The sequence below is a fragment of the Cellvibrio sp. genome (assembly GCF_053579595.1).
In genome coordinates this window covers 1-11,783 of the sequence record NZ_JBRFPI010000113.1, presented here as the reverse complement: position 1 = coordinate 11,783, position 11,783 = coordinate 1, and the positions used below count along the sequence as shown (strand labels likewise).

Annotated in this window: 9 protein-coding genes; 6 read left to right on the top strand and 3 right to left on the bottom strand. The window is 49.2% G+C overall.

Features of this window, described 5'->3' with window-relative positions:
* Positions 1-465 (top strand): ATP-dependent zinc protease family protein (locus ACWA6V_RS09115; RefSeq protein WP_449522190.1); only part of this gene is annotated, 465 nt, incomplete at its 5' end.
* 37 nt (positions 466-502) lie between these two features.
* A complete protein-coding gene (rimK, locus tag ACWA6V_RS09110; RefSeq protein ID WP_449522189.1) occupies positions 503-1,408 on the top strand; it encodes a 30S ribosomal protein S6--L-glutamate ligase in 906 nt (301 codons plus the stop codon).
* Between the two features lie 21 nt (positions 1,409-1,429).
* On the opposite strand, the gene ACWA6V_RS09105 is transcribed toward rimK, so the two are convergent.
* Positions 1,430-3,748, bottom strand: a complete 2,319-nt coding sequence (locus tag ACWA6V_RS09105; protein WP_449522188.1) for a sensor domain-containing protein — start codon at positions 3,746-3,748, stop codon at positions 1,430-1,432.
* Positions 3,749-4,221: 473 nt separating this feature from the next.
* Between ACWA6V_RS09105 and ACWA6V_RS09100 the strand changes: the two genes are divergently transcribed.
* A complete protein-coding gene (locus ACWA6V_RS09100; RefSeq protein WP_449522187.1) occupies positions 4,222-4,881 on the top strand; it encodes an STAS domain-containing protein in 660 nt (219 codons plus the stop codon).
* Between the two features lie 73 nt (positions 4,882-4,954).
* On the opposite strand, the gene hisC is transcribed toward ACWA6V_RS09100, so the two are convergent.
* Positions 4,955-6,007, bottom strand: coding sequence for a histidinol-phosphate transaminase (gene hisC, locus ACWA6V_RS09095; RefSeq protein ID WP_449522186.1), 1,053 nt, complete (start codon positions 6,005-6,007; stop codon positions 4,955-4,957).
* A gap of 62 nt (positions 6,008-6,069) precedes the next feature.
* On the bottom strand, positions 6,070-7,344 hold the full coding sequence (fabF, locus tag ACWA6V_RS09090) for a beta-ketoacyl-ACP synthase II (RefSeq protein ID WP_449522185.1): 1,275 nt from the start codon (positions 7,342-7,344) through the stop codon (positions 6,070-6,072).
* Positions 7,345-7,471: 127 nt separating this feature from the next.
* Between fabF and ACWA6V_RS09085 the strand changes: the two genes are divergently transcribed.
* The 3 genes from ACWA6V_RS09085 to ACWA6V_RS09075 form a co-directional block, all read left to right on the top strand.
* Positions 7,472-8,023: a TetR/AcrR family transcriptional regulator gene (locus tag ACWA6V_RS09085; RefSeq protein WP_449522184.1), complete on the top strand. Its 552-nt coding sequence runs from the start codon at positions 7,472-7,474 to the stop codon at positions 8,021-8,023.
* A gap of 134 nt (positions 8,024-8,157) precedes the next feature.
* Entirely contained in the window at positions 8,158-8,943 is a 786-nt protein-coding gene (locus ACWA6V_RS09080) for a TIGR01458 family HAD-type hydrolase (RefSeq protein WP_449522183.1), read from the top strand.
* A 503-nt stretch (positions 8,944-9,446) separates the two neighbouring features.
* Positions 9,447-11,783: TonB-dependent receptor plug domain-containing protein (locus ACWA6V_RS09075; protein ID WP_449522182.1), on the top strand; the 2,337-nt coding region annotated here is incomplete at its 3' end.

Here is an 11,783-nt window from a genome sequence, read left to right as displayed (position 1 = left end):
GTGACCAAAAAACAACCTGAAGTAATTGGCTGGCGTGAGTGGCTAGGGCTGCCGGATTTAGGCATTCCTGCCATCAAGGCCAAAGTCGATACTGGCGCGCGAACCAGCGCTTTACATGCTTACTACGTTACGCCTTTTGATAAAGATGGCAAGCCGTGGGTGAGGTTTGGCCTGCATCCGCTGCAAAAAGACAGCCTCACTTGCATTGAGTGTGAGGCGCCGGTTAAGGACGTGCGCATGGTGACCGACTCGGGCGGTCACAGTGAGCAGCGGGTGGTGATTGACACCAGCCTGCAGATCAATGGTATCAGTATGACCATTGAGGTCACGCTGACTGACCGGGAGAACATGCGTTTCCGCATGTTGCTTGGGCGCAGCGCCCTTAAGCAGGGCTTTTGGGTTGATAGCAGCAAATCCTTTTTACTGGGTGGCAATAAAAACCAGCCAGCGATGGCATCGCTCTAGCGGCGGCCACTTCCTTTTTTACTCAATCAGGTCTTTTATGAAAATCGCTATTTTGTCGCGCAACCGCCGCCTTTATTCCACTCGCCGTTTGGTGGAGGCCTGCGCTAAGCGCGGCCATGAAGTGCGCGTGATCGACATCCTTAAATGCTATATCGATATCGCCTCCGACAGTCCCGCCATTTGGTATATGGGTGAGCAGTTGGAAGATTTTGATGCAGTAATTCCGCGTATCGGTGCCTCTGTCACCCACTACGGCCTGGCGGTGATTCGCCAGTTTGAAATGATGGGGGTTTACTGCCTGACCGAGTCTATCGCCCTAGGGCGCTCGCGCGATAAGTTGCGCGCTCTGCAATTGCTCTCGCGCAAAGGTATAGGTCTACCCAAGACCAGCTTCGCCTATAACGTGCATGACGCCAAAGAGCTGATCAAACTGGTTGGCGGCACACCACTGGTGCTCAAGCTCTGCGAGGGCACCCAAGGGCGTGGCATAGTGCTCGCGGAAACCCAAAAAGCGGCAGAGAGCGTGATTGAAGCTTTCCGCGAGCTGCGTGCTGAATTTCTGGTTCAGGAATTTATCAAAGAAGCCAACGGCAGCGATGTGCGCTGTTTTGTGATCGGCGATAAAGTGGTCGCTTCGATGGAGCGTACCGCGCAAGAGGGAGAATTTCGCTCCAATTTACATCGCGGCGGCACCGCCAAAGTCACCAAGCTCACCCCGACCGAGCGACGCACCGCAATTAAGGCAGCGCAGACCATGGGGCTGCACATCGCGGGGGTAGATTTACTTCGTTCGAGCCGTGGGCCATTAGTGATGGAAGTAAATTCATCGCCTGGTTTGGAGGGGATTGAAGGTGCGACGCAAAAAGATATTGCAGAAGCAATCGTGATGTTTGTGGAAGAAAATGCGCGCCCGAATGCTAATAAAACGCGGGGTAAGGGTTAAGGTCGCAAGATAAGAGGGGGCTTAAGCCCCCAATTTCAAATGCGGCTCCAAGTGCACAATGGTGCCGTCAAAATAAAATCGGCCATTGTGGAAATGGTTTTCCAATTGTTTGGCGGTCATGGGTTTGGCGTAGAGAAAGCCCTGCGCTTGATCGCAGCCTTTATCGCGCAGCCATTCGGCTTGGCGCTCGTTCTCCACACCTTCTGCGACAACCCGCATTTGCATATTGTGCGCAAGACCGATGATCGATTTGGCGATGGCAGCATCGTTATCATCGTCGTGGATGTCGTTGATAAAGCTGCGGTCAATCTTGAGTTTCTGGATTGGGAAGCGCTGCAAATAGGCAAGCGATGAATAGCCAGTACCGAAGTCATCAATCGCGAGGAACATGCCCATTTGGTTCAGTTGATTCAGCTGGTTGATCGTCTCACCCGCATGCTCCATGGCGCAGCTTTCGGTGATCTCCAGTTCCAGATGTTTTGCGTCCAGGCCGATGTCAGTGAGAATGGCTTCGACCTTGCCGGGAAAATTCTTTTGACGGAACTGGCGCGGCGATAAATTCACGGCAATCTTGCCCACAAACTTACCTGCATCCAACCAGATTTTTTGTTGGCGGCAAGCCTCGCGCAGTACCCATTCGCCAATTGGCACAATCAAGCCTGTCTCTTCTGCGAGCGGTATGAAATGTGCGGGCGAGATCAGGCCTCGGTCAGGATGCTGCCAGCGCACCAGCGCCTCTACACCCATCATTTCACCGGTTTTTAAATCGACTTGCGGTTGGTAGTAGAGAACCAATTGTTGTTGGTCCACTGCGCGGCGTAAATCGTTTTCGAGCAGCAAATAATTCACTGCAGTAGCGTTCATACCCTTGGTGTAAAACTGGCAATTGTTTTTGCCAGCTTCCTTCGCCTTGTACATGGCGACATCGGCGTTTTTCAGCAGTTCGTCGGTATCCATGCCGTCATCCGGGAAGAGGCTGACACCAATACTGACGGTGGTGGAAATGCTGTGGCCGCTAATTTCCAATGGGCGCGATAGCGTCGTGAGCAGCTTATTAGCCACAAACACCACATCCTCAATGTCGTGAATACCTTCGAGGACCACTACAAATTCGTCGCCGCCAAGGCGCGCGACGGTATCCATATCGCGCACACCTTCATTCAGGCGCATGGCGATGGCTTTTAGCAGAATGTCGCCGGCATCGTGGCCGAGGCTGTCATTGATATTTTTGAAGCGGTCGATATCCAGCAGCATCAGCGCGACTTTGGATTCGCTGCGGCGCGCGCGCGCCAGGCCATGATAAATGCGGTCATAAAACAGCGAGCGGTTGGGCAGGGAGGTGAGCGAGTCGTGAAACGCCATATAGTTGAGGCGCGACTGTTGCTCGCGCAGGGCGTTTTCGGCCAGCTTGCGCTCGGAGATATCAGTGCCAATGGTGCAGACACCAAACACATTGTTTTCTTTGTTGCGCAGCGGAAACTTCACCATCAAATAGGTGTGCTGGCTGCCATCTTTATGCATTAAATCCAGCTCGACCTCGTAGGTCTGCTGTTTGGTCTTGGTGGCGACATCTATTTCCCACATGGATTGGGCTACATCTTTGGGGTAGACATCAAATACGTTTTTGCCGACAAAACCAGTCTCGTCGATATTGGCCATCTGCTTGTAGTGTTCGCTGGCGAGCACGACATTGCCGTCTAGATCCTTGACTGAAATTAGCGCCGGTGAGTAGCGCAGAATTGCATTCAGATAGGTTTCGCTGGCCCAAAGTGCTTGCTCGGCAAGGCGGAAGCGTTCGGCTTGCTCCTCGTGATGCCACATGTCGATGACTTGTCGCACCAGCAGTGAACTGAAGGTCCAGACGGTATCCAGCTCATTGACTGCTTTTTGCAGTTGGGGCAACTCGTGGGCAGATTCCATATAAAACACGGCGATGGTTTTATTTTTTTCCTGGATGGGATGTAAAAAACAGGAATGAGTGCCTTTCTGGATAAAAAGTGCGCCGAGTTTGCTGATGGTCTGCTGATCCAGTGCACAGGCGCGGCCGGAATCAAACACCTGATGGATATATTGATGGGGTAAATAATTTAAGCGGCTGAGGGAGGTGGCAACGCCGTTGATGAAAGGTTCATCGGTGCCGGCGGAGGCAATTGCCTCAACATACAGATGGCTGTCGCGCTCAACAATTAACACCGCGCGGCTAATGGTCTCCTTGGCAATTACCAACTTAACCAGACGCTCGGCAATTTGTTTATGATTTAAATCGGTAAAAAGCTGCTGGAACTTTTTAATTAATTCTATAGCAGTATTCTTTGACTGCCCTGCTTCACTGTTTTGCATAGTTGCTCAATTTGGGTAATCGTCGCGCCATTTAGTGCATCTCGCCATGGAGTCATCCCCATTACAGGCGGCGGACCACTATCACTAAAAACCTAACCTCTGGCCGCTCTTCCGGGGCCTGCATTTCCCAAATTTCTATATCGAATCAGCACTTTACAACAAAAAAGCTTATTGGAGATTTTTTTTATGATAAATAAATTGGGAATTTACCACACCTTTAAAACCTCGGCTGAAATCAATACAACAGTGTTTCCAAAGTTCCCAAACGGCGGCGCATTTTGTGCAAAAGATGAAAAGTGTGCCAATAATATGTTTTCATAAGAAAGATTAAAAACGCGCATTGGTTAATTCCACAGTAAAGGCGCTTGTAAAAATACCTGTGCATTTGACGAAGGGGCACTGCTACTGACTCGCTTTTGCCTATTCGTGCACTAAAATTGAGTTAACTACTAACGGCATTTCGGGAGTACTGCATGCGCCATCATGTTCCTTTCGTGGGTGAACGCAAAATTGTTCGCGCCGATGACGAGCAGGCGCGTCTCAAACGTACTAATGGAAAAGTGATCGATGATGTGGTGGGTGACGGCAAAGTAGAAAGTAGTTGGGATGATGTGGTTCCCGATGGTTGGGTGGATAAATCCCAGTCCAAGCCGGCCAAGCCCGATGCAAGTGCATCGATTTCCATGCCCAGAGGTCATGTTCCGATTAAGGCGAACCGCAAAACCACTGCTGTGCCGGCTAAAAAAGTAACGACACCAAAGGCGACCAGCGCATCAGGTACCATTACGTTTTCTGATTCAGCCAGTATGGATTGGGTGCGCATTAATAACGGGCGCGGTTTGCGGGTGAGTATTCACGGCAATATCGATAATGATTTGCGCAAAGAGTGGAGTCGGTTGCTAAACGATTCTGAATCAGCCGATGTAAAAGAATTTGAGTTTAATCTGAATGAAACACCGGCATTAAGCTTAACCGGATTGGGAATGCTACTGTTATTTAAAGAGCGCAAAGGTTCGGCGCGCGATTCAATCAAGTTATGTAACTGTAATAAGGAAGTAGCACAGTTGTTGCACTGGACTGGTATGGATAAATATTTTGCTATTGAAAATACGCAGATCTCCGAAATCAAATAAGTCGCAGTCTGTTCAAATCCAATAAAAAAGCCCGATTCGCTCGGGCTTTTTATTGGGTCTTTTTTTAGAAAAATTACAGCATTTTTAATACATTGATCAGCGCCTGCATTTCTGCGTCTGTGCCGATGGTGATACGCAGGAACTGGCTGATACGGGGCTTGTTAAAGTAGCGCACCAGAACTTTGTGGTCGCGTAAATACTGTGCAACATCTGCTGCGTTTTTACCGACTGGTTCGGTGAATACAAAATTCGCTTGCGATGGCAGTGTCTTGAAGCCGAGCTTATCCAACTCTTTGACTGTCCACTCGCGGGTGGCGATAATTTTATCGCGGCAGCTTTTGAAGTAGGCATCATCTTCAAACGCCACTACGGTTGCGGCTTCTGCCAAACGATCAAGCGGATAAGAGTTGAATGAATTTTTAACGCGATCCAATGCATCAATTAAATCTTTATGGCCAACAGCAAAGCCCACACGCATCCCCGCGAGCGAACGCGATTTGGACAGGGTTTGCACGACTAATAAATTTGGATATTTATCCACTAATGCAATTGCCGTCTCCGCCCCAAAATCCACGTAGGCCTCATCGACAACGACGACCGATTCAGTATTTCGTTGCAGCAGCGCTTCGATTTCTGGCAGCGGTTTGCTTATCGCAGTAGGTGCGTTGGGGTTGGGGAAAATAATTCCGCCGTTGGCAATGGTGTAATCGGAAAAATTGATGGTGTAGTCATCGCGCAACGGAATGGTTTGCGCGTCTATGCCAAATAATTTGCAGTACACAGGATAAAAGCTGTAGCTGATATCCGGGAATAGCAGTGGTTTGTCCTGCTGGAAAAACGCCATAAATAATAGCGCAAGTACCTCATCCGAACCATTGCCGACAAAGACTTGTTCAGCGGTCACGCCATAATATCCGGCGATAGTATTTTTTAGCTTTTTTGAATTGGGGTCGGGATAAAGGCGCAAGCGGTCGATGGCGTCATGGGTCATCATATCGATCACTTTGGGTGAGGGCGGGTAGGGGCTCTCATTAGTGTTCAACTTGATTAAACCATCAATCTGCGGCTGCTCACCGGGCACGTAGGGCTCCAGTTCGCGCACCACCTGACTCCAAAACTTCGACATGCTTGCTCCTCAACTGTTGCAGCAAAAAAAGAGTGCGCAGTATACGCGTTGAGGCGCGCGGCTCACACCCAGCGCTTTAACAAAATACTGGCGTTGACTCCGCCAAAACCAAAGCCGTTGGAGATGGCGTAGTCGATTACCGCTGCGCGCGCGCTGCCGTGAACTATATCAACACCCGCAGCTGCATCATCCTTATGTTCGAGATTCAAAGTGGGCGGGATCATTTGGTCGCGCAAAGCCAACGCGGTAAAAATGGTTTCAATCCCGCCGGCAGCACCGAGTAAGTGGCCGGTGGCCGATTTGGTGGATGTCACGGCTACCGTTTCTCTATCACCGAAAACGCGTTTTATTGCAGCAAGTTCGCCTTTATCACCCACAGGGGTGGAGGTCGCATGAGCATTGAGATGCTGGATTTGCGCAGGTTTTATGCCCGCTTGCTTGATGGCAATTTCCATGGCGCGTTTTGCGCCGTCGCCGTCCTCTGGTCCCGATGTTAAATGATACGCATCAGCGCTGGTTCCGTAGCCGACGATTTCAGCTATCGGTTGTGCTCCACGCGCTAGCGCATGGTCGAGCGATTCAATCACCAAAATCCCAGCACCTTCTCCCATCACAAAACCATCGCGGTCGCGATCAAACGGTCGGGATGCGCGCGTCGGCTCGTCATTAAAGCCCGAGGATAGCGCCCGCGCCGCTGCAAAACCGCCGAGGCTTACGGTGTGAATACAGGCTTCAGCACCGCCACAAATCGCAACATCTACTTCGCCCGCACGGATCATACGCGCGGCATCACCAATCGCCTGTACGCCCGCTGCGCATGCCGTGACCGGTGCACCTAATGGGCCTTTAAAGCCATATTTAATTGAGACATGTCCGGCTGCCAGATTGACCAGAAATGAGGGGATGGTGAAAGGCGATAACTTGCGCGTGCCGCGTGTATCGGCGGTGCGCACCGCATCAGCGATTGCCGGAAAGCCACCAACACCCGAGGCGATAATGGTTGCCGTGCGCTCCTGCTGCTCTGGGGTTGTCGGTTGCCACTGCGCCTGTTGCAGGGCTTCATCGGTGGCGGCGAGCGCGAGCAAAATAAAGCGATCCATCTTGCGCTGGTCTTTGGGGGTGACAATGGCATCCGGGTTCAAACCGGCGTCAGCATCTTCTTCAAAAGAAGGAACTACACCGCCGACTTTAGCGGGCAGCTCATTGACCATGTCATCGGGCAGGCTGCGCAGGCCGGATTTCCCCGCGAGCAATCGCTGCCACACAGGCTCAATACCGCAACCGAGCGGTGAGGTTATACCCATTCCGGTAATCACAATGCGGGGTTGCTGGTTCATGGAATATTCCTCGGTTAATTTATACATGACAGCTATCATTTATAATTATATGATGGTCGTCATGTATACTGTCAAACACTATTTGGTCATCGGCAGGCGGCCTTTTTATCAGTGAGCGGAAATAACGATGAGAGTCAGTAGAGAGCAAGCAGCAGAAAATCGCGGAAAAATTTTGCATACCGCTGCGCAATTATTTCGCGAAAAAGGTTTTGATGGCATTGGTATAGCTGATCTAATGAAAAAAGTGGGCTTAACCCATGGCGGTTTCTACGGGCATTTTGCATCCAAAGAAGATTTAATGGCGCAAACCTGTGCTTATGCCGTAGATGAGCTTTTGGAGCAAGGTGAAGCGGCGCACGCAACAACGAAAGGGTCGAAATACAAAATGTTTATCGCGCGCTATTTATCGACTGAGCATCGCGATAATCCCGGTAGTGGTTGTTTGATGGCTGCATTGGGAATAGATGCTGCGCGTCAAACGCCCGCAATTAAACAAGCATTCACCCAAAGCTTTAATCGCCTGCTCAACGCAGTGATGAATTTATTGCCCGCCACCAAAACCGAAGCTGCCAAGCGCGAACGGGCTACTTTGGTCGGTGCCCAAGTGATTGCACGCGCAGTGGATGACCCAAAATTGTCTGAAGAAATATTGCGCGTGGTGAATAAAAATTTGCACTGAGAAAAGGTGATTATATTTTTTCCATGCAAGTTGGTGCATTTGTTGCGTATCTGAATGATGTTTTGAATAGGCAGTTTAGTAGGTCTATAGTTGAGCCATTCCAGTTGATCGTTCCTGTTTAAGGAGATAATCAGATGCCTCATCTTCCGCAATTGATTCTGCTCGATTTGGATGGAACGCTTTATATCGGCAATCAACCCATCCCCGGTGCTATCGCCTCCCTTACACAATTGCGTGAACGCGGTATTGCGCTGCGGTTTATCACCAACACCACAACAAAATCGCAAGACGAACTGGTTGCGCAATTGCGGGTGATGGGTTTTCAACTCCATGCCGATGAATTGATCAGTGCTGCGGTTGCCGCAACACTGGAATTGCGCAATTTACAGCAGCAGGCTGCCCGCCCACTGCGTATTTGGCCACTGGTTGCGGATGCGATAAAAACTGATTTCACTGAATTTATCTGGGACGAGCAAAAGCCGGATTATGTGGTGCTGGGCGATATAGGTGACCGCTGGGATCTAAACCTGATCAACCGTTTATTTAATGTGATGCAGAATGGAGCGGAATTAATTGCATTGCACAAGGGGCGTTTTTGGCAAACCAGCGAAGGGTTGAAGGCTGATATCGGATTTTTTGTTGCCGGTCTTGAATATGTCTGCAGCAAAAACGCTCGTATTATGGGTAAGCCCAACCGCGATTTTTATCAACGGGTTTTGGATTCTGCCAATGTGAAAGCAGAAAATGCACTGATGGTGGGTGACGATATAGATAGCGATGTAGGTGGTGCGCAATTAATCGGAATAAAAGGTTGCTTGGTTAAAACGGGAAAGTTTCGCCAAGCCTATTTTGAGCAGTCAGATGTTAAACCTGACTATGTTGTTGACTCGGTTGCAGAATTGTTGACTGTAATCGCCTAAATGATCAGGTTTTTTGTGTGCGCAAGTCTTACAAGGTGTCGCCTCAGTTTTCCTGCTCTCTCAATAGTCACCCCGTTCCATATGTTGCATCTGTGCACATTTTTAATTCATGGATGATTTTTTTTGTGCATTTATTTGACACTTTCTGGTGCACCCGAAAAAATTCCACTAAGCTAATCGGTAATGTCAGTAAAAAAATATAAATAAATCTGGAATATTGATTCGATAAATACTCTCAACAAAACCTAGGTTTCTACGCAAAATTCAATAGCAATTAGCGCTAAGCACTAAACAGCGGCTAATTGGCATGAAAGCCGCAATTGTAAAAATGATTTTTTAATTGAAGTTGATCCGGAATGTTCTGTGGTTGTGCAATAAAGAAATCGTTAAGCCTGACCGTTCGCTACCACTTTCTAAATGCGAATTTTAGTCAGGAATTCCCCGTCATTTTCTGTGTATCAAGTAGTAACTTTTTTCAATGGACTAGCCTTGGGAGCGAGTAAATGAATAAGAAACATCCGTTATCGTTAAGTATTCAGTGCATCACACTGGGTGTAGCTAGCTTGTTGATGGGAGCGACTGCGCCAGTTTACGCGCAGTCGGAACCTGCAGGCGAGGTTATTGAAGAGACCCTGGTCACTGGTTCGCGTATCAAGCGAAGCGACTATCAAAATGGTGGTCAGGTAGTTCAAATCGAACGGCAACAAATTGATGCGCTTGGATCACTGACAATAGCAGATGTTTTGCGCAGTTCGCCGTTAAACTCATTCGGTTCATTCAGCGAGCGCTCGGGTAGTTCTGCGCAATCTAACGCGACGATTAATCTACGCGGGTTGGAAGATTTTCGTACCCTGGTAATGCTGGATGGCCGCCGTATGGTGGGCTCACCAAATCTTGGTGCTGCAACCACCAACATCAACATGGTGCCTATGGCCGCTGTTGAAAGTGTTGAAGTGCTAGCAGATGGTGCTTCTGCGGTATATGGATCTGATGCAGTTGCCGGTGTGGTGAACATGCACCTGCGCGAAAAATTTGAGGGTGTGGAATTTAAAATTCGCGGTGGTGATCGGTCGCGCGATGACGGCAGCGAGTTTAGTGCGAGCTTATTGGCCGGTGTTGATGGCGATAATAGCAACCTCACTTTTGCTATCGAGAAGAGTACACGCGATCCTATTTTTGATCGCGACCGCAGTTATACCGCCCCAAAAACCCGCGATGTTGATGGCGACGGTGTGATCGATGCTTATGTCGATACCATCGGCTATTCCATCTACGGTAAATCCATTGCGATTTATGATCCGGACACTGGTTATGACCGCATTAAAGCGGCAAATGGCTGTGCGGCTGGCGATGGTTTTCTCGGTGTGGTGGATGCCGATATCGATTGGGGTGCCGATTCTGATTTGAATGAAAATACCTATTGTATGTACGGTTTTGCCGATGTTTCTGCCAACAAAGCAGAATTGGATAAAACCAATGTCTATGTTAATTACACCTATGATGTGAACGATACAACCGAATTTTATGCGCGTTCAATTATCTCGCGCGTTGAATCTTTCGGGCGCTTCGCTCCCGCAGCAGCAGCATGGGAAGACATGCCCGCCGATTACAAAGATGTCCCCTTCGATATAGAAGCCTTAAAAGCACAAGGGTTGATTGGCGATAATTATGAGCTGACTGGATACTATCGCTGGACTAACGTTGGCTTGCGCGATAACTACACCACTGACACCCAGTTTGATACCACCTTCGGTTTGCGCGGCGATGTGACTGATGATGTGAGTTATGAAGTCTACGTGCAAAACAGTCGTTACGATGCCAAAGAGTACGGCAAATATTATTTGTCCTATACCGGCCTTGATTATGTTATGAATCAGGGGATTGATCCCTTCTCGGAAGAGGGCGCGCAAGCCATGAGCGCCTTGACTACGCAAGATAACCTGAGCGAAATGATGAAAGCCTACGGCCACTTGCAATTTGGTGTGGGCGATTGGTTTGGTGCGGGTGAGGTGCTCACGCTCGTCGGCGTAGAAGAACTATCACTGGATTATGAAAACAATTATGACCGCGCATCAGAAGGCGGGTTTGTGGGTGGCAGTTCCGGTAACTCGGCGCGCGGCAGCCGCGATATAACCGCAGTGTTTGCTGAAGCAGTGCTTCCGGTAAGCGACACCATTGAAATGAATGCGGCAGTGCGTTATGACTCCTACAGCGATTTCGGTTCAGCCACGTCACCTACCGTTGCTGCAACCTGGCAGGTCACTGACACCTTGGTATTGCGTTCGCGTATTGGACGCGGGTTTCGTGCACCTGGGTTGGATGAGATCTATGGTGCAACTGCATTTTCTGCAGAAACCGCATCAGACCAATTTACCTGTGCAAAAAACAATATCGCACCTGAAGATTGTTCCAGCACCCAAATTGACACCTACTTTTACAGCAACGAAGATCTGGATGCAGAAAAATCTGATTCGTTTAGTTTGGGTGGCAACTGGGAAGTTGCAGACGATTTAACCGTCGATTTAAGCTACTGGATGGTTGATATTAGCAACGTGATTATCCAACCGCTGACGCAAGACGTATTTTATGCAGAAGTGGCAGGTTACGCATTTGATCCGTCTACCAACACCTATGTGGATCGCAGCGGCGGCAAGCCAATTGTTCACAGTGCCTATGTAAACAACGGTGAGCTTTCAACATCTGGTTTGGATTTGCAAATCAGGGCAGGTGTTGATACTGGCGCAGGGCGGTTTACTTCTGATTTGTTCGTCTCGCACACTCTGGAATATAAAGAACCCGGTTATTTTAGCGGTCCACTACAGGACACTGCCGGCTTTAAC